Origin of the sequence: Kribbella pittospori (genome assembly GCF_004331465.1) — a bacterium.
GTDB classification, from domain to species: Bacteria; Actinomycetota; Actinomycetes; order Propionibacteriales; family Kribbellaceae; genus Kribbella; species Kribbella pittospori.
The window spans coordinates 231,833-256,440 of record NZ_SJKB01000004.1; the positions used below are offsets into that span (position 1 = coordinate 231,833).

At 68.7% G+C, this 24,608-nt stretch carries 22 protein-coding genes and 1 riboswitch; of the genes, 8 read left to right on the top strand and 14 right to left on the bottom strand.

Annotated features, from left to right (window positions below; translation table 11 throughout):
* From ilvN to E0H73_RS14765, 4 genes are all read right to left on the bottom strand, one after another.
* On the bottom strand, positions 1 to 642 hold the full coding sequence (gene ilvN, locus E0H73_RS14750) for an acetolactate synthase small subunit (protein ID WP_131355401.1): 642 nt from the start codon (positions 640 to 642) through the stop codon (positions 1 to 3).
* Positions 642 to 2,390, bottom strand: coding sequence for an acetolactate synthase large subunit (locus E0H73_RS14755; RefSeq protein ID WP_131355404.1), 1,749 nt, complete (start codon positions 2,388 to 2,390; stop codon positions 642 to 644). The genes ilvN and E0H73_RS14755 overlap by 1 nt, the downstream gene beginning before the upstream one ends.
* Before the next feature lie 297 nt (positions 2,391 to 2,687).
* Positions 2,688 to 4,355 carry a dihydroxy-acid dehydratase gene (ilvD, locus tag E0H73_RS14760; RefSeq protein WP_131355406.1) on the bottom strand — a complete coding sequence of 556 codons (1,668 nt, stop codon included), beginning with the start codon at positions 4,353 to 4,355 and terminating at the stop codon, positions 2,688 to 2,690.
* 21 nt (positions 4,356 to 4,376) lie between these two features.
* A complete protein-coding gene (locus tag E0H73_RS14765) occupies positions 4,377 to 5,366 on the bottom strand; it encodes a hypothetical protein (RefSeq protein ID WP_131355409.1) in 990 nt (329 codons plus the stop codon).
* Between the two features lie 926 nt (positions 5,367 to 6,292).
* Positions 6,293 to 6,377, top strand: a riboswitch (ZMP/ZTP riboswitch).
* Positions 6,378 to 6,408: 31 nt separating this feature from the next.
* Between E0H73_RS14765 and E0H73_RS14770 the strand changes: the two genes are divergently transcribed.
* A complete protein-coding gene (locus tag E0H73_RS14770) occupies positions 6,409 to 7,320 on the top strand; it encodes a 5-aminoimidazole-4-carboxamide ribonucleotide transformylase (RefSeq protein ID WP_131355411.1) in 912 nt (303 codons plus the stop codon).
* A 257-nt stretch (positions 7,321 to 7,577) separates the two neighbouring features.
* Here E0H73_RS14770 and E0H73_RS14775 read toward each other — a convergent pair whose 3' ends face one another.
* From E0H73_RS14775 to E0H73_RS14795, 5 genes are all read right to left on the bottom strand, one after another.
* Positions 7,578 to 9,842: an MMPL family transporter gene (locus tag E0H73_RS14775; protein ID WP_131355413.1), complete on the bottom strand. Its 2,265-nt coding sequence runs from the start codon at positions 9,840 to 9,842 to the stop codon at positions 7,578 to 7,580.
* A 140-nt stretch (positions 9,843 to 9,982) separates the two neighbouring features.
* Positions 9,983 to 10,525, bottom strand: coding sequence for an AAA family ATPase (locus E0H73_RS14780; RefSeq protein ID WP_131355416.1), 543 nt, complete (start codon positions 10,523 to 10,525; stop codon positions 9,983 to 9,985).
* Between the two features lie 42 nt (positions 10,526 to 10,567).
* Positions 10,568 to 10,849 (bottom strand): ubiquitin-like small modifier protein 1, encoded by a 282-nt coding sequence (locus E0H73_RS14785; protein WP_131355419.1) that lies wholly within the window; start codon positions 10,847 to 10,849, stop codon positions 10,568 to 10,570.
* 2 nt (positions 10,850 to 10,851) lie between these two features.
* Entirely contained in the window at positions 10,852 to 11,946 is a 1,095-nt protein-coding gene (locus E0H73_RS14790) for a WD40/YVTN/BNR-like repeat-containing protein (protein WP_131355422.1), read from the bottom strand.
* Positions 11,947 to 11,958: 12 nt separating this feature from the next.
* Entirely contained in the window at positions 11,959 to 12,891 is a 933-nt protein-coding gene (locus E0H73_RS14795) for a 2-hydroxyacid dehydrogenase (protein WP_131355425.1), read from the bottom strand.
* 76 nt (positions 12,892 to 12,967) lie between these two features.
* Between E0H73_RS14795 and E0H73_RS14800 the strand changes: the two genes are divergently transcribed.
* The 5 genes from E0H73_RS14800 (at position 12,968) to E0H73_RS14820 (ending at position 18,570) form a co-directional block, all read left to right on the top strand.
* A complete protein-coding gene (locus tag E0H73_RS14800) occupies positions 12,968 to 14,347 on the top strand; it encodes an FAD-binding oxidoreductase (protein WP_238164010.1) in 1,380 nt (459 codons plus the stop codon).
* Complete coding sequence (locus tag E0H73_RS14805) at positions 14,344 to 15,630, top strand: SAM-dependent methyltransferase (RefSeq protein ID WP_131355430.1); 1,287 nt, start codon at positions 14,344 to 14,346, stop codon at positions 15,628 to 15,630. The genes E0H73_RS14800 and E0H73_RS14805 overlap by 4 nt, the downstream gene beginning before the upstream one ends.
* A 221-nt stretch (positions 15,631 to 15,851) precedes the next feature.
* Positions 15,852 to 16,769: an LLM class flavin-dependent oxidoreductase gene (locus E0H73_RS14810; protein ID WP_165555674.1), complete on the top strand. Its 918-nt coding sequence runs from the start codon at positions 15,852 to 15,854 to the stop codon at positions 16,767 to 16,769.
* Positions 16,770 to 16,838: 69 nt separating this feature from the next.
* Complete coding sequence (locus E0H73_RS14815; protein WP_238164011.1) at positions 16,839 to 17,960, top strand: PQQ-dependent sugar dehydrogenase; 1,122 nt, start codon at positions 16,839 to 16,841, stop codon at positions 17,958 to 17,960.
* Between the two features lie 130 nt (positions 17,961 to 18,090).
* The gene (locus tag E0H73_RS14820) at positions 18,091 to 18,570 is read left to right on the top strand and encodes a hypothetical protein (protein ID WP_131355440.1); all 480 of its coding nucleotides are present in this window, start codon (positions 18,091 to 18,093) and stop codon (positions 18,568 to 18,570) included.
* 50 nt (positions 18,571 to 18,620) lie between these two features.
* Here the strand turns inward: E0H73_RS14820 and gatB are convergent, their stop codons facing one another.
* Genes gatB through gatC form a run of 3 tightly spaced genes read right to left on the bottom strand, consistent with a single transcriptional unit; the run spans position 18,621 to position 21,917 of the window.
* Positions 18,621 to 20,117: an Asp-tRNA(Asn)/Glu-tRNA(Gln) amidotransferase subunit GatB gene (gatB, locus tag E0H73_RS14825; RefSeq protein ID WP_131355443.1), complete on the bottom strand. Its 1,497-nt coding sequence runs from the start codon at positions 20,115 to 20,117 to the stop codon at positions 18,621 to 18,623.
* A complete protein-coding gene (gene gatA, locus E0H73_RS14830) occupies positions 20,114 to 21,619 on the bottom strand; it encodes an Asp-tRNA(Asn)/Glu-tRNA(Gln) amidotransferase subunit GatA (protein WP_131355446.1) in 1,506 nt (501 codons plus the stop codon). Before gatA ends, gatB begins: the two co-directional genes overlap by 4 nt.
* A gap of 1 nt (position 21,620) precedes the next feature.
* Complete coding sequence (gatC, locus tag E0H73_RS14835; RefSeq protein ID WP_131355449.1) at positions 21,621 to 21,917, bottom strand: Asp-tRNA(Asn)/Glu-tRNA(Gln) amidotransferase subunit GatC; 297 nt, start codon at positions 21,915 to 21,917, stop codon at positions 21,621 to 21,623.
* Between the two features lie 225 nt (positions 21,918 to 22,142).
* On the opposite strand from gatC, the gene E0H73_RS14840 reads away from it, so the two are divergent.
* Positions 22,143 to 22,790 (top strand): ACT domain-containing protein, encoded by a 648-nt coding sequence (locus E0H73_RS14840; protein WP_131355452.1) that lies wholly within the window; start codon positions 22,143 to 22,145, stop codon positions 22,788 to 22,790.
* 49 nt (positions 22,791 to 22,839) lie between these two features.
* Here E0H73_RS14840 and E0H73_RS14845 read toward each other — a convergent pair whose 3' ends face one another.
* Together E0H73_RS14845 and E0H73_RS14850 are read right to left on the bottom strand one after the other, a co-directional pair.
* Positions 22,840 to 23,064, bottom strand: coding sequence for a hypothetical protein (locus tag E0H73_RS14845; protein ID WP_131355455.1), 225 nt, complete (start codon positions 23,062 to 23,064; stop codon positions 22,840 to 22,842).
* A gap of 22 nt (positions 23,065 to 23,086) precedes the next feature.
* Positions 23,087 to 24,070: a hypothetical protein gene (locus E0H73_RS14850; protein WP_238164012.1), complete on the bottom strand. Its 984-nt coding sequence runs from the start codon at positions 24,068 to 24,070 to the stop codon at positions 23,087 to 23,089.
* 84 nt (positions 24,071 to 24,154) lie between these two features.
* Between E0H73_RS14850 and E0H73_RS47190 the strand changes: the two genes are divergently transcribed.
* Entirely contained in the window at positions 24,155 to 24,604 is a 450-nt protein-coding gene (locus E0H73_RS47190) for a hypothetical protein (RefSeq protein WP_238164013.1), read from the top strand.
* Positions 24,605 to 24,608 lie beyond the last annotated feature (4 nt).

Genomic DNA, 24,608 nt, shown 5'->3' on the forward strand with positions numbered 1-24,608 from the left:
TCAGGCCTGGCGAGCCGGGGCCACGGGTCGGCCCGGCGGCGGCGCCGGCACCGGGTGGTGCGGGTGCGGACGGTCGGCGGGTTGCGCCTGGACGTTCGGGGGACCCGACGCGACGTGCGGGGGTGGCACCGGAACCGGCCGAAGGGTGCGGTCGGAGATGGAGCGACTGCCCCGGCCGATCGCCACCATGCCGGACTGCACCAGCTCGCGGACGCCGAACGGTTCCAGCACCCGGAGCATGGCCTCGAGCTTCTCGGGATTGCCGGTCGCCTCGATCGTGATCGCGTCCGGAGCCACGTCCACCACCTTCGCACGGAACAGCTGGACGGTCTCCAGCACCTGTCCCCTGCTCAGGGTGTCCGCCTTGACCTTCACCAGCAGCAGTTCACGCTGCACGGTCTGGCTGGGCTCGAGTTCGACGATCTTGATCACGTTCACGAGCTTGTTCAGCTGCTTGGTGATCTGCTCCAGCGGCTGCTCGTCCACGCTGACCGCGATGGTCATCCGGGACACCTCCGGGTGCTCGGTCGGACCGACCGCGAGGGAGTCGATGTTGAACCCGCGGCGGGAGATCAGCGCGGCCACCCGGGCCAGCACACCGTGCTTGTTCTCCACCAGGATCGACAACGTGTGCTTGCTCATTACAGCTCCTCGCTGTCCCAGGCCGGCGCCATGTCGCGGGCGATCTGGATGTCGTCGTTGCTGGTGCCGGCCGCGACCATCGGCCAGACCATCGCGTCGCGGTGCACGACGAAGTCGACCACGACCGGCGCGTCGGTGACCGCCATCGCCTTCTCGATCGTGGCGTCGACCGAGTCGCGGTCGGAGCAGCGCAGCCCGACGCCACCCATCGCCTCGGACAGCTTGGCGAAGTCCGGGATCCGGGCCGAGTGCAGATCGGTGTTGGAGTAGCGCTTGTCGTAGAACAGCGTCTGCCACTGCCGGACCATGCCCAGCGACTGGTTGTTGATCACGGCAACCTTGATCGGGATGCCCTCCAGCGCGCAGGTGACCAGCTCCTGGTTGGTCATCTGGAAGCAGCCGTCCCCGTCGATCGCCCACACGGTCTTGTCCGGCCGGGCGACCTTGGCTCCCATCGCGGCCGGAACGGCGTACCCCATGGTGCCGAGACCACCGGAGTTCAGCCAGTGGCGCGGCTTCTCGAACGGGAGGTAGTGCGCGGCCCACATCTGGTGCTGGCCGACGCCCGCGGTGTAGACGGCGTCCGGGCCGGCGATCTTGCCGATCCGCTCGATCACGTACTGCGGGGACAGGCTGCCGTCCTCGGGTTCGTCGTACGCGACCGGGTACTTGGTCCGTACGGCCTCGAGCTGGTGCCGCCACGTGTCGTACGACGGGGTGCGGCCGGCGCTCGCGATCTCGGTCTGGAGCGCGGCGATCAGGTCGGTGATGACCTCCTTGCAGTCACCCACGATCGGCACGTCGGCGGCCCGGTTCTTGCCGATCTCGGCCGGGTCGATGTCGGCGTGGATGACCTTCGCCTCGGGGGCGAACGAGTCGAGCTTGCCGGTCACCCGGTCGTCGAAGCGGGCACCCAGGCAGATGAGCAGATCGGATCGCTGGAGCGCCCCGACCGCGGAGACCGAGCCGTGCATGCCCGGCATGCCGAAGTGGAGATCGTGGGTGTCCGGCAGCGCGCCGCGGGCCATCAGCGTGGTCACCACCGGGATGCCGAGGAGCTCGGCGAGTTCCTTCAGCTCGGCGTGGGCCTGGGCCCGGATCACCCCGCCGCCGACGTACAGGACCGGCTTCTCGGCCGCGGCGATCAGGCGGGCCGCCTCGCGCACCTGCTTGGGGTGCGGACGCGTCACCGGGCGATAGCCGGGCAGCGAGAGCTCGGTCGGCCATTGGAAGTCGACGCGGGCCTGCATCGCGTCCTTGGTCACGTCGACCAGCACCGGGCCGGGCCGGCCGGTCGAGGCGATGTGGAAGGCCTCGGCCACCGTGGTGGCGATGTCGTTCGGGTCGTTGACCAGGAAGTTGTGCTTGGTGATCGGCATCGTGATGCCGCGGATGTCGGCCTCCTGGAAGGCGTCCGTCCCGATCGCGGCGCTGGCCACCTGGCCGGTGATCGCGACCATCGGGACCGAGTCCATGTACGCGTCGGCGATCGGCGTCACCAGGTTGGTCGCGCCCGGCCCGGAGGTCGCCATGCACACGCCGGTCTTGCCGGACGCGGAGGCGTACCCCTGGGCGGCGTGGCCGGCGCCCTGCTCGTGACGTACCAGGATGTGGCGGATCTGGGTCGAGTCGAGCATCGGGTCGTACGCCGGGAGGATCGCGCCACCCGGGATGCCGAAGACGGTGTCCACTCCGGCATGTTCCAGTGCGCGGATCAGAGCCTGTGCCCCGGTCAGCTGCTCACTCATGAGTGCCTTCCCTCAGTCCTGTCACGATATTGCCGTTGACGATCTGGCTTTGTCGCGATCGATCCATCCTCGCTTGTGGCCGTTTCCAGGTCGTCTCTGGGTCGCAGATAGTCGCCCTGGCAACAAAAAACCCCTTCCGCCGGGTTGGCTGAAGGGGCGCGCTCGACTCGGTGGTCGCGTCAGTCGGCGCGCCGCACAAGTACGAGGAGAATCGATCGCATGTAGGCAACATTCGCCGACGCACCGCGATCGGGTCAAGTTCGCCGCTCATGTGTCCCATTCCTTGAGATGACTGTCTTAGATGCAGACAGCCCCTTCGGACGCCGAGCGGACCAGGCGGGTGTACTTGCCGAGCACGCCCTTGGTGATCGCCGGCGTCTTCGGAGTCCAGCCCTCCTTGCGACGTTCGAGTTCCTCCGGGCTGAGGTGTAGGTCGAGGGTGCGGTTCTTGACGTCGAGGGTGATCCGGTCGCCGTCGCGGACGAACGCGATCGGGCCGCCGTCGACGGCCTCCGGTGCGACATGGCCCACGCAGAGTCCCGTCGTACCGCCGGAGAAACGGCCGTCGGTGAGCAGCAGAACCTCCTTGCCGAGGCCCGCGCCCTTGATCGCGCCGGTGACCGCGAGCATCTCGCGCATCCCGGGGCCGCCCTTCGGGCCTTCGTAGCGGATCACCACGACGTCGCCGGGGTTCAGTCCGGCGACCGCGTCCATGGCTGGGCGTTCGCCGTCGAAGACTCGCGCCGTACCTTCGAAGACGTCGGAGTCGAAGCCGGCGCTCTTCACCACCGCGCCTTCCGGAGCGAGCGAGCCGTGCAGGATCGTGATGCCGCCGGTGCCGTGGATCGGCTTGTCCAGCGCGCGGATGATCGTGCCGTCGACGTCCGGCGGCGCGATGTCGGCGAGGTTCTCGGCCATCGTCTTGCCGGTGACGGTCATGCAGTCTCCGTGCAGCAGGCCGGCGTCGAGGAGCGACCGCATGACGACCGGGATGCCGCCGACGCGATCCACGTCCGTCATCACGTAGCGCCCGAACGGCTTGAGGTCGCCGAGGTGCGGGACCCGGTCGCCGATCCGGTTGAAGTCCGCGAGCGTCAAGTCGACGTCGGCCTCGCGCGCGATCGCGAGCAGATGCAGTACGGCGTTCGTCGAGCCACCGAGCGCCATCACGACCGCGATGGCGTTCTCGAAGGCTTCCTTGGTGAGGATCTGGCGGGCCGTGATCCCCTTCTGTAGAAGGCCAACCGCGGCCTCGCCGGACTTGCGGGCGTAGCCGTCGCGGCGGCGGTCGACTGCGGGTGGGGCGGCCGAGCCGGGGAGCGACATACCGAGCGCTTCGGCGGAGGCGGCCATGGTGTTTGCGGTGTACATGCCGCCGCAGGCGCCTTCGCCTGGGCAGATGGCACGCTCGACCGCGTCCACCTCGTCCTGCGTGATCAGGCCGCGCAGACAGGCGCCGACCGCCTCGAACGCGTCGATGATCGTGACGTCCTTGTCGCCGAGCTTGCCGGGCATGATCGATCCGGCGTACAGGAACACACTCGCCAGATCGAGACGCGCAGCAGCCATCAGCATGCCGGGCAGGGACTTGTCACAGCCTGCCAGCAGGACCGAGCCGTCCAGCCGCTCGGCCTCCATCACGGTCTCGACCGAGTCGGCGATGATCTCGCGGCTGACGAGCGAGTAGTGCATGCCGACATGGCCCATCGAGATGCCGTCGGACACGCTGATCGTGCCGAACTCCAGTGGGTAGCCGCCGGCCGCGTGCACGCCCTCCTTGACCGCCTTCGCGAGCCGGTCCAGGGACAGGTTGCACGGAGTGATCTCGTTCCAGCTCGAGGCGACTCCGACCTGTGGTTTGGCCCAGTCGTCGTCGCCCATCCCGACGGCGCGGAGCATCCCGCGCGAGGCGGTCGCCTCCAGTCCGTCGGTGACCGTCCGGCTGCGTGGCTTCACATCGACCATGCGGCTCACTCTATTCCGGTCTCAGGACATCTGATGTGCGACCGCGGTGGCGAAGGCGGTGAGCGGGTCGGGGTCGTTGGTGTAGCCCCACGGCAGGCTCTCGATCCGGCCTGTCGTCAGTGCGGCGTGCTCCATCGCGGCCGCTTTGGCTCCGACCGCCTTCAACGCGAACGCCATCGCACCGTGCGCGGAGATGTCCTCCGGCTGTCGCTCGCGCCCGGGCGCCCACCATTTGTCCCGTGCCGCCAGCAGTTCGTCCCGCCGGTTCGAGACCTCGCGTGTGAAGCGGGCGCCGCGCTGCAGCCGGGAAAGCTCGCTGTCGCCGAGTACGTCGACCCACACCTCGTTGATCACCTGCGCGGCGACGGCACACAAAACGCTCCCCGGCGGTGCGTTCGTCACCACTTGCTGACCGAAGTACACGAGCTCGGCGAGCTCCAGACCGGACCACTTCGGAGCCAGCACCTGCACCCGCCCGCTGTGCGCGGCATAGCTGTCAGGATGCCGCGCCACCGCGGACCGAAAGACCTCGTCCTTGAACTCCATCGACGACTGCAGTCCGACCGTCACCCACTGCATGACCTCCCACGGAGCCGCATCGTCAGGCGCCGCATCGATCGCATGATTCAGTACTGCGCCCGCGGTCCCGAGGATCCCGTGGAAGGACGCGAACTGCTGCTCAGAGACGTACTTCGCGCGACTCCCGCTCCGCCCCTCCCACGCCTCGAACACCAACGTCTGCCCAAGCCACTGCAAGAGATCCGGGTCGCCGGGCAGCGCCTCCAGCCGCAACTCCAACTGCCCACTGTGCCCAACCGCCGCCTGCCCCAGCCCCATCACCCGCACCGACCGCAGCCCGGTATTCACCGGCGTCGCCTTCAGCAACGCCATCCCCGTCGACAGATCGCCGGCGCGCACAGCGGCGTACGCCTGATCGAGCTCGGCATCCGCCCACGCCTGATCAAGCCGAAGCCTGGAGACATCCACCGCCTTGCGAGAGAAGATCCCCATGGTCGGATCGTACGGCGCGTCACGGGTTGTACCCGGCCAGGAGGTTGGCGCCATCCACTCCGCGCCGACCCCGGATCACTGACCCACCACGAGCCTGCCGAGCCCGGAGGGTGCAGGCTGACTGGTCCTGCTCGGCAACCCGGACCTGCAGGGCGCTGTCGTGAAGCGGCTCGCCGTACGCCCGCGACCTTGAGCACCGGCCAACCATCCGCGGCCAGTTCTGGTGGTCGGCCCGTGCTCAAGGTCGCGCCAGCACGTTGGCTACCCGGCGTCCGGTTGTCGGGGCCGTGAACGGGACCTGGGGGCCATGGACACGGCACGACCTGTTCACGGTCACGACAAGCTGTTCACGGCCCCGCCCCGAGCACGCAAACCCCCACCAGCGACCACCCGCCCCGCGCTGAACACGCGCGGGTACGCCCGGGTCCTCCGGCCCACGTGTCCCCTCGCGTCGCCTGCTGTCCCACGGCCGACTCTGTGCACCGATCAACCACCACCGACCGTCCCGCGTGACCAATCGGTGCACAAGGTCGCGTCCGGAACCCATGCGGAGACCGGCCGATCCGCCGGGCCGTGGGTAGCAGGCGGGTGGTCGCGGACCTGCAGGCCATCACAACGACCGAGCCGTAGGCCGTGGTGACTCGGCTCCCGCCTGGCCACGACACCACCGGGGGCACGGTCGGCCATTGTGATGGCCTGGCGGTCCGCAGGACGGCGGATCGTCGGGTCATGGGCGGACGTGCAGCACTCACCAACCACCCGGAGGGTGAGGTCGCCACGCTCACCTCGGGCGTGGAGGTCGGACGACGGGCAGGTTGGTGAGTGCTGCACGTCCGCATCCCGGCACCACCGAGGATTCCGTCCGCCTGCCCGGGCAGATGATCGCCGCAAGCGCTCAAGGATCTCCGACGCAGGGCCCTAGACTGCTGAACGACCGCGACTGGCGAGGGTGGAGTACCACCGGGGAGCGGTCGGTCAGCAAGCAAGGCGTCGTCCGCCTGGGCGCCTCCGATGTGTCCTCTTAGATCTCGGAGGTCGCTGGATGCGTTACGGAATGAACCCACACCAGTCCGCCACCATGACGCCGGTGTCCGATCGGGCGCCGTTCACGGTGGTCAGCGGGAGTCCGTCGTACATCAATGTCCTGGATGCGCTCACCGGTTGGCAGCTCGTGCGGGAAGCGGCTGGGGCGTTCGGGGTGGTCGCTGCAGCGTCGTACAAGCACGTCTCCCCTGCCGGTGCTGCGCTGGCGGATTCGGCTTGCTCCGCGTACGAGCGTGCCCGGGACGCGGATCCGAAGTCGTCGTACGGCGATTTCATTGCGGTTTCGCATCCGGTCGACGCCGAGCTCGCGGGTGTGCTCAAGCGGGTCGTGAGCGACGGGATCATTGCGCCTGGGTACGACGAAGGCGTCGTCGGGACGTTGGCCGGGAAGAAGCGTGGGACCTTTCTCGTCCTCGAAGCCGATGCATCGTTCGAGTCGCCGGAGCATGAGGTGCGCGAGGTGTTCGGGCTACGGCTGACGCAGCAGCGGGACGACCTGCCATTGACTCGTGGGTTGCTGGATCCCCGGGTGCCGGATGCGGCGGCCCGGGACCTGTTGCTCGGGATGATCGTGGCGCGGTACACGCAGTCCAACACGGTCGTGATGGTGAAGGACGGCACAACCATCGGCATCGGCGCCGGCCAACAGTCACGCGTCGACTGCGTCCGCCTGGCCGGCGAGAAAGCCGACGAGTGGTGGTCCCGCCGCTCGTCTGAACCGCTGACGGAAGTCGCGATGGTCTCCGACGGCGCGATCCCCTTCACCGACAACATCGAGGAGGCCCACCGCCACGGCGTAACCCACATAGCCGAACCCGGCGGCTCAATCCGCTCGGAGGAGGTAGCCGAGGCCTGCGCAGCCCACGGCATCACGCTGTCCCAGACAGGCGTACGCCTCTTCCGCCATTAACCCCGGTGAACTGGCGGAGGCGACACTCGCACGGGTGACGGACGGGTGGGAGCAACCGCGACCACACGCCGCCCGCCTGCACACTCGCCACCGCCAGCCCCTGCCACCACCCGCCTTCGAGCGCGGGCGACAGCCCGCACGCCCCGGCGACAGCCGGAAGGTGACGGCGGTAGCCGCAAGGCGGTGGGCGCGTGGGAGCGGCTGCGAGCACGCGACGAAAGGAGCGGGCGTAGCGGCTGCGTGGGGCTCACCACATGTCAGGAGACGTCGACCTTGGGGGTTTCCTGCGGGGCTGGCGGAGGTGGAGCCGCCGGGCCGCCTTCCAGTTGGATGTCGGGGACGATCCGGTCGAGCCATCGCGGCAACCACCAAGCGCGGTCGCCAAGCAGCGTCATCACCGCAGGCACCAGCACCATCCGGACGATGCTGGCGTCAATGAGTACGGCGACCGCCATGCCGACCGCCAGCATCTTCACCGTCGGGTCGTCGTCGAGGACGAAGCTCAGGAAGACCACGATCATGATCGCGGCCGCGGTGGTAATCACCCGGGCCGTCGCGCCGATCCCGATCGCGACGGCGCGGTGACTGTCCTTGGTCGCGATCCACGCCTCGTGCACCCGCGACAGCAGGAAGACCTCGTAGTCCATCGACAACCCGAACACGATCGCGAACATCAGCATCGGCACGAACGACGGGATCGGCACCTTCTCGTCGATCCCGACCAGCGAGGATCCCCAGCCCCACTGGAACACCGCGACGATCACGCCGTACGCCGCTCCGACCGACAGCAGGTTGAGGATCGCGGCCTTGACCCCGATCAGCAGCGATCGGAAGGCGACCGTGAGCAGCAGGAACGCCAGCAGCACCACCGCCCCGATCAGCCACAGCATCCGCCCCGCGACCTTCTCCGTGAAGTCGACGTACCCAGCGGTCGTGCCCACGACGTACGTCGGCTCCTGCTGCCCGGCCAGTACGTCGTCCCGGATCCGGTTGACGAGGTCCTCGGTCTCGGCCGCGGACGGCGACGTGGTCGGGATGACGTTGATGATCGCCGTCGTACCTGAGCTGTTCAAGCTCGGCGGCTGTACGGCGGCCACCCCGGAAGTCTTCTGCAACGTCGACGCCAGCCCGTTCAGCGAGGCCTGCTTGTCGGTCGAGCTCTCAGATGGCAGCTGTACGACGACCGTCAGCGGACCATTCGCGCCCGGACCGAAGCCTTGGGCAACCAGGTCGTACGCCTTCCGGCTCGAGTCCTGCGCCGGATCCGTACCGGCATCGAGTTGGCCGAGATTCATCGACAGCAAAGGGATCGCCAGGACGAGCAGCACCAGCGTCGCGACGATGCCGTACGGCCACGGCCGGTCGCTGACCTTGCGTCCCCAACGGGCGAACGCGCTCTGCTCGTGTTTGAGGTCGCGCCGCTCGCGCTCCTCGGCCCGGTGCTCGGCCACGGCCAGCTCGTCATCGAGGCCGGCCTCGAGCTCCCGTTCCTCCGCGAGGTGCTGCCGGTCCTTGCGGTTGAGCACGAGGAACTTCGCCAGCCCGAGCATGGCCGGGATCAGCGTCAGTGCAGCCAGCACGGTGACAGCGACCACGATCGCCGACGACAGGCCGAGCGCGCCGACGAACGGTACGCCGGACACGTACAGACCGAGGATCGCGATGACGACGGTCCCACCAGCGACCAGGATGGCCGCGCCGGAGGTCGATTCCGTCCGACCGACCGATTCCTCGACCCCCATGCCGTCGTCCAGCTGTTCTCGATGGCGCGACACCATGAAGAGCCCGTAGTCGATCGCGACACCGAGTCCGAGCAGGGTTGCGACCGTCGGCGCCGAGACCGGGAAGTCCTTCACGGCCGCGAGCAGACCGAGTACGGCGAGCCCGCCGCCGACGCTGAAGACCGCGGCCACCAAAGGCAGCGCCGACGCGGTGATGGATCGGAACATCAGGAACAGCAACAGCAGAGCCAGCGCCAGACCGATGGCCTCCGACAGCGCATCATCGGCCTGCTTGCCGATCTGCCCCGCGCCACCGCCGTACTCGACCTCGAGCCCGGCGGTCCGGGCCGGCTGGACGGCCGCGTCCAGCTTGTCGAGGTAGGTGCTGTCGAGCGACGCCGGCACCACCGAGAACGACACCGGAGCGTTGACGACGGTCCCGTCCTTCGAGATGTACGCCGTCGATGACGTCGCCAGCGGATCGACGGCCGAAACGACATCGGGCAGCTTGCCGACCGCCGCCATCGACGTCTTGACGGCGTCGGACTGCTCGGAAACCGTGCCGGACTGCGCGTGGAACACGATGGACCCGGAGTACCCGCCGGCGGTGGAGAAGTCCTTGTTCAGGATCGTCAATCCAGCAGATGATTCACTGCCCGGGACCGTGTAGTTGTTGACGTACGTGCCGCCGAACGCCGCCCGCAGGACGAACAAGCCGACCACGACGACCAGCCAGCCGGCGATCACGAACCAGTGAAATCGTGCGGCCCCCCGGCCGAGCCGATCCAGAAACGCATGCACAGGGCGCCCCCTCCCCCAGGCGCCCCCAGGCTGCGGCCCCGCCACGCGCCCCTTCGCCGACAGTAAGCCGGGCTCGACCGTGCGACAACCCCTTGGTCACTGTGCGCAGCTCTACGCCACCAGATAATCGCTCTCCGTCGTCACCCGACCAAACGGAAGCGCTGGGACGAGACCGCACGCCGTACCTCGTCCGCCGTGGCGGCCGCGTCCAGTCCGCTGGTGTCCATCACATGCGACTCCAGCTCACCCAGGTCGGCGAACATCTCGTGCAGCCCGGTGATCGCTCCGGCATCCTTGAGCGAGTCGCCGCCCCGGTCCCGGTCCCGGCCGAGCGTGGTCTCGAGATCCGGCCGGAGTACGACGTACGACAGCACCAGGCCGGCCTGCTCCGCGGCGGCGCGGAACGGTGGCACGTAGTGGAGGCCGACGACCCCGTCCACCACGACGTCGTACCCGCCTCGTGCGTACGTCGTGGCTGCCCCGACCATCACGTCGACAACCACGTCGTTCTGGTCCGCCGACCCAGGCAGGTACGGCGGCACGAAGCCGGTGCGGATGGCCGTGTAGAACTGATCGGTCAGGAGGTGCACGGTCAGGCGTTCCGCGTCGGTGGCAACCAACTCGGCCACGGTCGACTTGCCTGCGCCAGGCGGTCCGGTCAGCACGATGAGCTCGCCAGTCATGCCGCCAGACGCTAACCAACCTGGCCGGCGAACGGCAGTCATTTAACCGCCGGCGACACTCGGGAGGATGAGGAGCTCGGCGTCGTCGGGCAGCTTGGTGTCCAGACCGTCCAGGTCGCGGATGTTGTCGTTGCCGAGGTAGACGTTCACATGCCGGCGGATCGCGCCCTGCTCGTCGGTCAGGCGCCGGCGGAGCGCCGGGTGCTGAGCCTCGAGGGCAGCGAGGACCGAGGCGAGGGTCGGCTCGCCGCCGGCCTCGATCTCGACCCTCTCGGCTCCGCCCGCGAACGGTCTGAGCACCGTCGGCAGCCTGATCGCGACCATCGTCAGCCCAGCACCGCGGCGCGCACGGTCAGCACGTCCGGCAGGTGACTCGCCACCTCGACCCAGGTGTCGCCGCCATCTGGGCTCGCGTACACGCAGCCGTCGCGCGTGCCGACGTACACCCCGGCCGGGTCGGCCGTGTCGGTCGTCATCGCGTCGCGCAGGACCGGCACGAACGAGACGTCGGGCAGTCCGGTGGACAACGGCTCCCAGGTCGCTCCGGCATCGCGGGATCGGTAGACGCGGCAGTTGGCCTCGGTCGGGATCCGGTTCGCGTCCGCGACCAGCGGGAAGACGTACACCGTGTCGGGGTCGTGCGGATGCACCACGATCGGGAACCCGAAGTCCGACGGCAACCCGTCCGCGATCGACTTCCAGATCGCGCCACCGTCGTCGGACCGGTAGACCCCGTGATGGTTCTGCGCGAACATCCGCTCCGGTACGTCGGGATGCCCGGCCAGCTTGTGCACGCACTGACCGAACTCCGGATCCGGGTCGGGCATGAACTTCGCCTTGATCCCGTGGTTCGCCGGCGACCACGACGTACCACCGTCGGCGGTCTGGTAGACGCCACCGGTCGACATCGCGACACTCACCCGCTTTGGGTCACTCGGGTGCGGCAGCACGGTGTGCACCGCCTGCCCGCCGAAGCCGGCGCCCCACTCCTTGCGGTGCGGGTGGTCCCACAGACCGCGGACGAGCTCGAACGTCACTCCCCCATCGGTCGACTTCCACAGCGCCGACGGCTGCGTCCCGGCGTACACGACTCCGGGCTGCGATTCTGGCGCCGGCTGGATCTGCCAGACCCGCTCGAGCGACGCCTCGGCGCCCTCCGGGAACCCGATCGAGCCCTGCGGCGGCTCGGCCCATGTCGTCCCGAGGTCGTCGGAGTGGAACACCGCCGGGCCCCAGTGCTCACTGGTCCCGCCGACGAACAGCCGAGGCCGGTCGCCGCGCGTGTCGATGCCGACCGCGTACACGCCCTGCATCTCGAACTCCGGCACCGGGCCGTCCAGGGTCCACTTCCGGCGCGCAGCGTCGCTCCGGCCGATCCAGAGCCCCTTCTTGGTCCCGATCAGCAGTACGGCCTCGGACATCGTTGTCCTCCTTTAGCGTGGCGGCCCCGCCACCACATTGATGAGTGCTTCCCCGTTCGCGTAGCGCTCCAGCTGGGCGCGCACCAGGCGAGCAACTCGCGGCTCGAAGGCCGTCGACGCGCCGCCACGGTGCGGGTTGATCAATACGTTCGGAGCCGACCACAGCGGATGGCCGGCGGGCAACGGCTCGGGATGGGTCACGTCGAGCGCGGCGCTGATCCGCTCCGTGGTGAGCTCCGCCAGCAACGCGTCCGTGTCCACGACGACACCGCGCGCGACGTTCACCAGCAGTGCGCCGTCCTTGAGCTGGGCCAGGAACTTCGCGTCCACCATCCCCCGCGTCTCGGCGGTCGCCGGCGTGAGTACGACGACCACGTCCGCGCGCGGGAGCAGTTCAGGAAGATCGGTGATCGGGTGCACGCCCTCCCGCGGCCGCCGAGCGACCCGGATGATCTCGCACTCGAACCCGGTCAGCCGTCGCTCCAGCGCCCCGCCGATCGACCCGTACCCGAGGATCATCACCGTCCGGTCCGCGAGCGAGTCGTCCAGCTCGGTGTACGACGACGGCCAGACCTCCTGCGCCTGGTTCCGGACCGCTCGCGGCAGGCGCCGGTACGACGCCAGGATCAGGCCGACCGCCAGCTCCGCCGTGGACGCGTCATGGACGCCGCGGGCGTTGCACAGGGTGACGTCGTCCGCGACGTGCTTCTGGATGTGCTCGAACCCGGCTGTCTGCAGCTGCACGACCTTGAGTCTGGGCATCTCCCGGACAACCTCGATCACCTCCGAGCCGCCCATGTACCCCGGCACGTAGAACTCCACCTCGGCGAGCGACGCCGGCCGCTCGCCACCGTCGAAGAAGTCCACGTCGAACCCCGTGGGCAGCCCGCCGAGGAAGGTGTCGGGGTCCTCCCAGGGCAGCCATGCCTTCACCACATCAGCCATGCCCAAGAACCTACTCGGCCGCTCCGACAGTGTGAACTCCCGTGCCAGCCACGATGCGTCGTCGTACTCTGGATCGGTGCCTTCGACATCGGATCTGGTGGGGACCCTCGAGCACGATCAGGCGGTAGGGCAGCTGCGGGCGTCGTACGAACGCATTCCCGCAGGCGCTCCGGTGCGGCTGGCGAAGCGCAGTTCCAACCTCTTCCGGCCCCGAAGCGAACTCGACCGGCCCGGCCTCGACGTGTCCGGACTGACCGGCGTGATCGAGGTCGATCCGGTGGCGCGGACGGCCGACGTCCAGGGCATGTGCACGTACGAGGACCTGGTCGCGGCGACGCTGCCGCACGGCCTCACCCCGATGGTCGTCCCGCAGCTGAAGACCATCACCCTCGGCGGCGCGGTCACCGGACTCGGCATCGAGTCGTCGTCGTTCCGCGCCGGCCTGCCGCACGAGTCGGTCCTCGAGCTCGACATCCTCACCGGAGCCGGCCAGCTCGTCACGGCGCGGCCCGAGGGTGAGCACGCGGAGCTGTTCCGCACCTTCCCGAACTCCTACGGCACGCTCGGCTACGCGACCCGGCTGCGGATCGAGCTCGACCGGATCTCGCCGTACGTCGCGCTCCGGCATGTGCGGACCGACCTGGACCGGCTGGGTCCGGTGATCGAGGAGATCGTTGCCTCCGGCATGTACGAGGGCGAGCCGGTGCACTTCGTCGACGGAGTGGCGTTCACGCCGTCGGAGGCGTACCTGACGCTCGGCCGCAACAGCGACGCGGCGGTGCGGACCAGCGACTACACCGGCCAGCAGATCTACTACCGCTCGATCCAGCAGCGGCCGACCGACTTCCTCACCGCGCACGACTACCTGTGGCGCTGGGACACCGACTGGTTCTGGTGCTCGGCCGCGTTCGGTGCGCAGAACCCCTGGGTACGGCGGGTGTGGCCGCGGCGCTGGCGCCGTAGCGACGTGTTCCACAAGATCGTCGGCTTCGAGAACCGGCATCACGTCGCTGCACGGCTCAATCGCCGGCGCGGTCACGCCGACCGCGAACGCGTGGTTCAGGACGTCGAGATCCCGGCGTCGCAGCTGGCCGGGTTCCTGCGCTGGTTCGACGCCGAGGTGGGGATGCGGCCGGTGTGGCTGTGCCCGTTGCGGCTGCGCGGGTCCACCGATTGGCCGCTGTATCCGCTGAAGCCCGGCGAGACGTACGTGAACGTGGGCTTCTGGGGCACGGTGGCGATAGCCGACGGCGCCGCCGACGGTGACGTGAACCGGGCGATCGAGGACGCCGTCGCCCGCTTCGACGGCCACAAGTCGCTGTACTCCGATGCCTACTACGACCGCGACACGTTCGACCGGCTCTACAACGTTCCGGCCCTGAACGCGGTGAAGAAACGCTACGACCCCGACGCCCGGCTCACCGGGCTCTACGAGAAGGCGGTGACGCGCCGATGACGACGCTTGCGACCCAGGTTTCGATTGCCGATGCACTCACGACGGTGACCCCGGACGGCTTGCCGTTCCGGTTCACGGCGTACGACGGCAGCGCGACCGGCCCGGAGGATTCGCCGATCCACATGCACCTCGCCTCCGAGCGTGGCCTGTCCTACGTACTCACCGCGCCCGGCGACCTCGGCCTGGTCCGCGCCTACGTGATGGGCGACCTGGAGATCACCGGCGTGCACCCGGCCAATCCGTACGAGCTGATGCGGATGATGCTCAACCAGTTGCACTTCGAGCGGCCGACGACCGCGGAGGCGCTGCGGATCGTCCGCGGGCTCGGCTGGAGCCACCTGAAACCGCCTCCGCCTCCGCCACAGGAGCACCTGCCGAAGTGGCGTCGTACGTTCGAGGGACTGCGCCACTCGCGGACCCGGGACAAGGCGGCGATCCACCACCACTACGACGTGTCGAACACGTTCTACGAGTGGATCCTCGGGCCGTCGATGACGTACACGTGCGCGGTGTACCCGTCCGCGGATGCCACGCTGGAGCAGGCGCAGTACGAGAAGTACGACCTGGTCGCGCGGAAGCTCGACCTGAAGGCAGGGCAGCGGCTGCTCGACGTCGGGTGCGGCTGGGGCGGCATGGTCCGGCACGCGGCCCGCGAGTACGGCGTTCGCGCGCTGGGCGTCACGTTGTCGTCCGCGCAGGCTGAGTGGGCGTCGGAGGCGATCAAGCGCGAGGGGCTGGAGGATCTGGCCGAGGTACGGTTCCTCGACTACCGCGATGTGCCGGAGCGCGACTTCGACGCGATCAGCTCGATCGGTCTGACCGAGCACATCGGCGTACGGAACTATCCGTCGTACTTCGGTTTCCTGCTCGACCGGCTCAAGCCCGGCGGCCGGCTGCTGAACCACTGCATCACCCGGCCGGACAACCGATTCCGCTCCACCGGCGCCTTCATCGACCGCTACATCTTCCCCGACGGCGAACTGATCGGCTCCGGCCGCATCATCGCCGAAGCCCAGGACGCCGGCTTCGAGGTCCGTCACTCGGAGAACCTCCGCGAGCACTACGCCCTCACCCTGGCCGCCTGGTCCGACAACCTCCAAACCCACTGGGACGAAGCCGTAGCCGAAGTAGGCCACCCCATCGCCAAAATCTGGGGCCTCTACCTGGCCGCCTGCCGAGTCGGCTTCGAACGCAACAACACCCAACTCCACCAGTTCCTGGCCGTAAAACTAGACCCCAACCACAACGCCCACTTCCCCCTCCGCCCCACCTGGCTCAGCTGAGTTCCACCAGCAGAGGCTCCGGCACCCAGATGCCGGAGCCTCTCCGCGTCACGGACGAGAATTACGTACTCAGGCTCCGTGTCTGGACAGAAGGCTCGGACAAGCCTCTGCAGGGCTGCGGTGTGCGTGGGTTCTTTCAGAGATTCTCATGTGTGGGCTGCATGGAGTTGGGGGGTTGTTGGCATTGGACGGGGGCTGGTGGGGCGGGAGACGGTGGTGGGGTGGATGTTGAGTTCGGGGTACTGGTGGATGTTCGAGAAGAGGGGGCGGGGTACTCGGGGGAACGGGTGGAGGAGGTGGCGGTTGCCGACGAGCTCGGGTTTGAGGGGGCCTGGTTGTCGGAGCATCATCTGGCCGCGGATGGCGTGTTGCCGTCGCCATTGGTGATGGCGGGGGTGCTTGCGGGACGGACATCGCGGATTCGGATCGGGACGAACGTGCTGGTGTTGCCGCTGCACCATCCGTTGCGGGTCGCGGAGAACGCGGCTGTGCTGGACCTGGTGTCCGGTGGGCGGTTCGTGCTGGGGGTCGGTCAGGGGTACGCCGAGCGTGAGTTCGCCGCGTTCGGAGCCGATCGACGACGGCGCGGGGCACTGCTCGAAGAAGGCGTGGAGACGATCCGGCGAGCGTGGGCGGGCGACCTGTCGGTGACACCGCGGCCCGGCCATCGGATCCCGATCTACGCCGCTGGAGTGACAGAGGCGGGGCTGCAGCGGGCAGCGCGAGTGGGCGACGGCGTGATCATCTACTGCGCGACCCCGGCGGATCTGATCGCCCGGCGGAAACTGCTGGACGAGGTCGTCGAGGACCCGCCGCCGTTGATCTGCACGGGCATCATGCACGTCGACGAAGACGCCGATCGAGCCTGGGCCGCCGCAGCGCCTGGGATCGCTTATCTGGAAGGGGAAATCGCGTCGTACGGCGGGACCGAGCCACCGGCGCTGCGGCGGGAGGACTATCTGGTCGGTACGCCGGAGGACGTCGCCGGGCGGCTGATCGAGTTGCAGGCGGCGACCCGGTTCGTCCAGTTCGCGCACTGGTTGCGCCTTCCAACCATGTCGCACGAGGCGGCGCTGCGGTCTCTCGAATTGGTTGCAGCTCGGGTGATTCCCGCCGTGCGGGCTGGTGTTGGACGCTAGCTTGGGTGCAGGACGACCTGAGGAGACGGCGTGGGCGGGACCAGGGTCAGGCAACGGGGACGGGCTGCGGTGGTTTTGACCGCGCTGGCGTTGGCGGCGGGATGCTCCGATGACGGTAGCGCGACGACAGCGGGTCCCGGCACCTCCGCACCCAGTACGACGCCCGCACCGAGCAGCACCGGTACGACGTCCGGCCCGGCACCGGGCACGAGTCAGCAAGGGCCGGTGAAGCTGACCGTGGCGTCGACGGTCGCGACCGGGATCGACGTACCGTGGGGGCTCGCGTTCCTGCCCGACAAGAGTGCGCTCGTGGCGGAGCGGGATTCGGCCAAGATCAAGCGGATCGCCGGCGGCCAGGTGAACGAGGTCGGCGAGGTGGACGACGTCGACCCGTCGTCCGAGGGTGGACTGCTCGGGCTGGCGGTGGATCCGGGGTACCCGGGCAAGCCGTACATCTACGCCTACTACTCGACCGGCGACGACAACCGGATCGCCCGGATCACGTACCAGAACAACAAACTGTCCGACCAGCAGGTGATCCTCGACGGGATCCCGCAGTCGGCGGTCCACAACGGCGGGCGACTGCGGTTCGGTCCGGACGGGTACCTGTACGCCGGCACCGGTGACGGGTCGGACCGGCCGAACTCCCAGGACGACGGATCGCTGGGCGGGAAGGTCCTGCGTATCACGACCGACGGCAGGGCGGCGCCGGGGAATCCGGACGGCCGGCTCTGGTTCTCCAAGGGCCACCGCAACGTGCAAGGCCTCGCCTTCGACGGCAAGCAGTTGTACGCCGCCGAGTTCGGCCAGAACACGTGGGACGAGCTGAACGCGATCACCGCCGGCACGAACTACGGCTGGCCGGCCGCGGAGGGCGTGAGCGGACTCGACGGTATGGCGGACCCGATCGCGCAGTGGCACACCAGCGACGCGTCGCCGAGCGGGATCGCGTTCGCGCAGGGGCACATCTTCATGGCCTCGCTCCGCGGCGAGCGGTTGTGGGCCATACCAGTTGCCAACGGCAAGCGAACCGGCGAACCGCAGGCGTTCTTCACCAACCAGTTCGGCCGGCTGCGCACGGTCGAGACCGCGCCGGACGGCTCGCTGTGGCTGACCACCTCCAACACCGACGGCCGCGCCGACACCCGCGACGGCGACGACAGAATTCTCCGGATCACCATCAGCCATTGACCGACAACCGTTTGAAGGCTTTGCGCGTCTGGTACTAGTGGGGGAAGCCTTACAGAACAGCCGGTCGAGGGAGGAGTTGGTGATGCGGCCCGATCAGGTGTCCGTTGTCCCTAGCAGTGTGGTCGCTTCGGTGAGCACCTTCGAGGATGCTCAGCAGACGGTCAGCTATCTGCGCAGTTACGGGATGGAACCGGGCAGCCTGGAGGTGGTCGGATCCGACCTGAGACAGGCCCGCAGACAACGGGTCGTCCCGGTCGCCAAGCTGACCGGCGTCGGCGCCGTACAGGGCGCGCTGCTCGGCATCCTCGCCGCCGTCTTCGTCACCCTCGTCGCCGAGACGACCCTGACCGGCCTGGCCGTCGTCGTCTGGGGCTTCGTGTACGGCGTACTGATCGGTGCGCTCTGGGGATTGTTCCGGGGACTCGTGCGGAACCGGCCCAAGGCGGTGACGACCGAGGTCGTGCCGACCCGCTTCGAGGTGCGCTGCCCGTCCGAGGAACTGTCGGTCGCGCGGACGCTGCTCGCCGACGCCACCGACGTCGACGACGACGGCCGGGTCGAACGCGAGGTCATCGCGAACGCACCCCACAAGGACAAGAAAGCAGCCTGAACCGCGTCGGACCCCCGCAGGCGATGCCCGCGGGGGTCCGGCGACCAGGCTCAGATGCCCAGCTTGGCGTTCAGCAACTCGCGGACCTTCGCCGCGTCCGCCTTACCGCGCATGTCCTTCATGACCGCGCCGATCAACGCACCGGCCGCGGCCGGCTTGCCGGAGTTGACCTTCTCGACCACGTCCGGGTTGGCCGCGATCGCACGGTCGATCGCCTCGATCAGCGCCGAGTCGTCAGACACCAGGGCCAGGCCACGCTTCTCGATGATCTCGGCCGGCGTGCCTTCACCCTTGATCAGGCCGTCGAAGACCTGCCGCGCCAGCTTGTCGTTCAGCGAACCGGCGTCGACCAGCTTCTGCACCTCAGCGACCTCGGCCGGGCCGACGCCCAGCGCCTCCAACTCCTGACCGGACTCGTTCGCGGCCCGGGCCAGCTCACCCAGCCACCACTTCTTCGCGGCCGCCGGCGTGACCCCGAGCTCGACCGTTGCGACGATGGGCTCGAGCGCGTTGCCGTTGATGACGTCGCGCATCTCGAGATCGGTGAAGGCCCACTCCTCCTGCAGCCGGACCCGCCGCAGTGAAGGTGCCTCCGGCAACGAAGCGCGGATCTCCTCGACCCATTCGCGCGACGGAGCCACCGGGACGAGGTCAGGCTCCGGGAAGTACCGGTAGTCCTCGGCGTCGGACTTCTCCCGGCCCGAGGTGGTGATACCGGTGTCCTCGTGCCAGTGCCGGGTCTCCTGCACGACCTTGCCGCCGGCCGACAGCACCGCCGCCTGCCGGGTGATCTCGTACGTCACCGCCCGCTCGACCGAGCGGAACGAGTTGACGTTCTTGGTCTCGGTCCGGGTGCCTAGAACAGTGGAGCCCGAAGGCTTCAGCGAGACGTTCGCGTCGCAGCGCAGCGAGCCCTGGTCCATCCGGACGTCGGAGACGCCGAGCGCGAGCAGCAGGTCGCGCAGCATGCTCACATACGCGCGCGCCACCGCCGCGGCCTTGTCCCCCGGCACCTCGATCGTCTTGGTGACGATCTCGATCAGCGGGATACCGGCCCGGTTGTAGTCGACCAGCGAGTGCGACGCGCCGTGGATCCGGCCGGTCGCGCCACCGACGTGGGTGGACTTGCCGGTGTCCTCCTCCATGTGGGCGCGCTCGATCTCGATCCGGTACGTCTCACCGTCGACGACGACTTCGGTCCACCCGTTGTACGCGATCGGCTCGTCGTACTGGGAGGTCTGGAAGTTCTTCGGCATGTCCGGGTAGAAGTAGTTCTTCCGGGCGAACCGGCACCACTCGGCGATCTCGCAGTTCAGCGCCAGGCCGATCTTGATCGCGGACTCGACGCCGCGCCGGTTCACCACCGGCAGCGCGCCGGGCAGGCCGAGGCAGACCGGGCAGGTCTGCGTGTTGGGCGGCGCGCCGAACTCGGTCGGGCAGCCGCAGAACATCTTCGACTTCGTGTTCAGCTCGACGTGGACCTCGAGGCCCATCACCGGGTCGTACTGCGCCAGCGCGTCGTCGATCTCGAGGACGTCGGCAGTCATCGGGTCACCTCCAGCTCCGGAGCCTTGGTCATCAGTACGCCGCCCCACTGCTCGGCCAGCGCGGACTCCAGCGCGGCACCGACGGTGTAGCACAGGTCGTCGCGCAGCACCGGCGCCATCACGTGGAAGCCGACCGGCATGTTGTCCTCGTCGGCCAGACCGCACGGGAACGACGCGGCCGCGTTGCCGGCCAGGTTGGACGGGATCGTGCAGAGGTCGTTCTTGTACATCGCGATCGGGTCGTCGATCCGGTCACCGATCGCGAACGCCGTCGTCGGCGTCGCGGGCGAGACGAGTACGTCGACGTGTTCGTAGGCGTTGACGAAGTCGCGGGCGATCAGCGTCCGCACCTTCTGCGCCTGGCCGTAGTAGGCGTCGTAGTACCCGCTCGACAACGCGTGCGTGCCGAGCATGATCCGGCGCTTCACCTCGTCACCGAAGCCCGCCTCACGGGTCAGGTTCATCACCTTCTCCGCGCTGTTCGTGCCGTCGTCGCCGACCCGCAGCCCGTACCGCATCGCGTCGAACTTGGCCAGGTTGGACGAGGCCTCGCTCGGCAGGATCAGGTAGTACGCCGGCAGCGCGTACTGGAAGTGCGGGCAGGAGACCTCGACCACCTCGGCGCCGAGCTTGGTGAGCAGCTCGACCGCCTCGTGGAAGCGCGCCTCGACACCCGGCTGGTACCCCTCGCCACCGAGCTCCTTGACCACGCCGACGCGCAGACCGGCCACGTCACCGTTGCGGGCCGCCGCGACGACGGCCGGGACCGGCTGGTTGATCGACGTCGAGTCCATCGGGTCGTAGCCGGCGATCGCCTCGTGCAGCAGCGCCGCGTCGAGCGTCGTACGTGCACACGGACCAGGCGTGTCGAGCGAAGACGCCAGCGCGATCAGCCCGTACCGCGAGGTCCCGCCGTACGTCGGCTTGACCCCGACCGTCCCGGTGAACGCGCCGGGCTGCCGGATCGAGCCACCGGTGTCGGTGCCGATCGCGAGCGGTGCCTCGTAGGCCGCCAGTGCGGCCGAAGACCCACCGCCGGAACCACCCGGGATCCGGCCGAGATCCCACGGGTTGTGGGTCGTGCCGTAGGCCGAGTTCTCCGTCGAGGAGCCCATCGCGAACTCGTCCATGTTGGTCTTGCCGAGGATGACGATGCCGGCCGCCTTCAGCCGCTTCACCATCGTCGAGTCGTACGGCGGCTTCCAGCCCTCGAGGATCTTCGAGCCGGCGGTGGTCGGAATGCCCTCTTGGGTGAGCACGTCCTTCAGCGCCAGCGGGACACCGGCCAGCGGAGCGAGCTCCTCGCCCGCCGCCCGGCGGGTGTCCACAGCGGCGGCTTGCGCCAGCGCGCCCTCGGTGTCGACGTGCAGGAACGCGTGCACGTCACCGTCGACGGCGGCGATCCGGTCCAGATGCGCCTGGGTGATCTCCACCGAGCTGGCCTGGCCGGACGTCATCAGCTCCGCGAGCTCTGCCGCGGTCTTGCGGATCAGGTCGCTCATGTCAGTCCTCCTCCAGGATCCGCGGCACCCGGAATCGCTGCTCCTCGGCGGCCGGCGCACCGGACAGCGCCTGCTCGGGTGTGAGGCACGGCACGTTCTCGTCCGCGCGCATCACGTTGGTGAGCGGGAGGGCATGCGAGGTCGGCGGGATGTCGTCCGCGGCCACCTGGCTGACCTGCCCGACCAAGGTGATGATCTGGTCGAGCTGCGGGGCGAGGTGGTCGAGCTCGTCGTCGGTGAGCTCGATCCGCGCCAGTCGCGCCAGGTGCGCGACCTCTTCGCGGGTAATCGATGGCATGAACTGATCCAATGGTTTCTTGAGGATTGACCGGGGTGAATTCGGCCCGGACCCGGCCATCCTAGTGGGCTCGTGTATCGGCTGCGTTTCCTTGTCCCCCGGGCTGTGGACAACGCTGCGGGTTCGCCGGCCGAGAGGGCCGGGCGTGTCTTCGGGTTCCGCTCTGTAACATGGGCCGCGACAGGGCGTTACGCGCAAGGTGATCGGCTGGGAGATGATCGTTCGGTGTTCCTGCTGCGCTTGATCATCCCGGACCGGCCCGGTTCGCTCGGCACCGTGGCCACCGCCCTCGGTGAGGTGAACGCCGACATCCACGCGATCGAGATCGTCGAGCACCGCCGTGAGAACGGCACCGCTGTCGACGACATCGTGGTCGACGTGCCGACCGGCGTACTGCCGGACCGACTCGTCTCCGCGTGCAACAGCGTCGCGGACGTCGAGGTCATCTGGTTCTCCCGGTACGGCGCCGGCGGCGGACTGCACATGGACCTCGAGGCCGTGGAGCAGATGACGTCTGCCCCGGCCGACGCGATCGACATCCTGGTCGAGCAGTCACCGGCCGTGCTGCACGCCGACTGGGCTGCATTGCTCGACGGCACGGGCAGTGAGGTGAAGGTGGCGCTCGAGACCAGCGCCACGCCGGAGTTCGGTGACGTGGCGGCGACCTGGCTGCCGTTGAAGAAGGCCACCACAATGGCGTCCCCGATGGAGCACAAGGGTCTCGCGGAATCTGTTCTGGTCGCGGCGCCGCTGGAGTCCGACCGCCGGATGCTGGTCATCGGGCGTCGTGGCGGGCCGGAGTTCCTGGCCTCCGAGGTGGCCCGGCTCAGCTACCTGGCGTCGCTGGCAGTCACCATCCGCGCGACCGCCTGACCGTTGCCCTACCGCGCACCGCCGTACTGCTGGCCGCCGTTCGGCTCGCCTACGTGAACTTGAAGTAGGCGAGCGTCCACAGCCCTGCGATCACCAGCAGGACGACGACCCCGACCAGGGCCACGATCAGGATCGCCTGGCTGTTGCTGCCGGAACGCTCCGGGAGGTCGAACTGGGTAGGCCCCCAGGGCCCACCGCCGTCGACCCGCTGGGATGCCTCGGGCGGCGGTTTGACCACCGCCCGGGCATCCCGCTTCTCGTGGGGGAACTTCATCCGGCCTCCGTTGTGCGCTTGCTCAGACGTAGAAGGTCTCGTAGCTGACCGAGATCCGCTGCGAGGCGTAGTCGTCCTCGCTGTTGCCGGTGATCTCGACCCGCCATCCGGCCACATAAGCAGCGTACGACTTGCCGTCACTGTGCTTGTCGACGTACTCCTTCACCGCGGCCACGTCCTCGCCCTTCAGCGCGCCGAACGCGTCGTTCACCGCAGCCGGGAACGCCGTCTTCACGTCTGCCGGATCACCGGACGCGCTCACCTCGAGCGACCGGATGCCCTCGCCCTTGCCGGCGTAGGAGTAGACCCGCTGCGAACCGTACTTGCCGACCTGCTTGCTGCAGGAGCTGGTGCAGACGTACTTCTTCGTCTTCAGCGCGGCGACCAGCTGCGGCTCGGTCGTGTCGAACGCCTTCCGCGGCAGGTCGAGCGAGTCGGCGCCGGACTTGCCGCCGGACAGCTGCAGGTCGTCGCCGTCGTTGCGCAGCTCGAACTCGCCCCAGCTGCTGCCGACCTTCTGCGACTTCTGGCCGGTCTTGACCGCGTCCTGGATCTTCTTGACCTCGCCGCCGCCGAACGTGTCGTTGCCGATCGCCTGCAGCTCGGCGTCGAAGGTGACGCCGGCGTTGTTGACGTTGTCCTCGTTCTGCGACCGCAGCAGGACGCCGAGGATGGTGCCGTCCTTCTGGAACTGGAAGACCGCCTCGGCCTCGGTGGCGCCGTCGTACTTGAAGCAGCCGCGGTGCGCACCCTGTTCGGTGTTGAACAGGTCGCTGCACCGGAACCCGATGCCCTGCAGCTTCTCGGTTGCGGTCTTCGCCTGGCCGGTCGACTCGCCGAGCGAACCGTCGTCCTCGCCGTTGCTCTGGTTGCCGGTCGGCTGCGACTGCCCGTTGGTGGGACCGGCCTCGGGCTTGTCGTCACCGCCGAGGGCGCGGACACCGAGGAAGATCAGCAGACCGATCAGCACGATGCCGACGACACCGCCACCGATCACCAGCGGCATCTTGTCCTTGCTGATGCCACCGGGACCCTTGCCGGGACCGCCCTGCTGCCACTGCTGCTGGCCGGACTGACCGCCTTGCTGCTGGTGCCAACCGCCCTGCTGCTGGCCCTGCTGGCTCCACGGCTGCTGCTGATAGGAGCCGCCGCCTTGCTGCTGCGGGGAGCGCTGACCCCAGCCGCCCTGCCCCTGGCCGGGTTGACCCTGACCTGGCTGGCCGTGCTGAGGCGGCTGCCCCGGCTGCTGTCCCCAGCCGCCGCCCTGCTGCGGGGGCCGGCCTTGCTGCGGAGGCTGCCCTTGCGGGGGCTGACCCTGCTGCGGAGGCTGGCCTTGTTGCGGGGGCCCTTGGCGTGGGGGCTGACCCTGTTGCGGTGGCTGCTGCGGGCGCTGGCCCCAACCGCCACCGCCCTGGCCCGGAGGCTGTTGTCCCCAGCCGCCTTGACCTCCCTGTCCCCCTTGCTGCCCGCCTGGCTGGCCCCCCGGCTGCCCAGGACCCCACGGTCCCTGCGGCGGCGTCGTCATATTCGCTCCTTCTGAACCC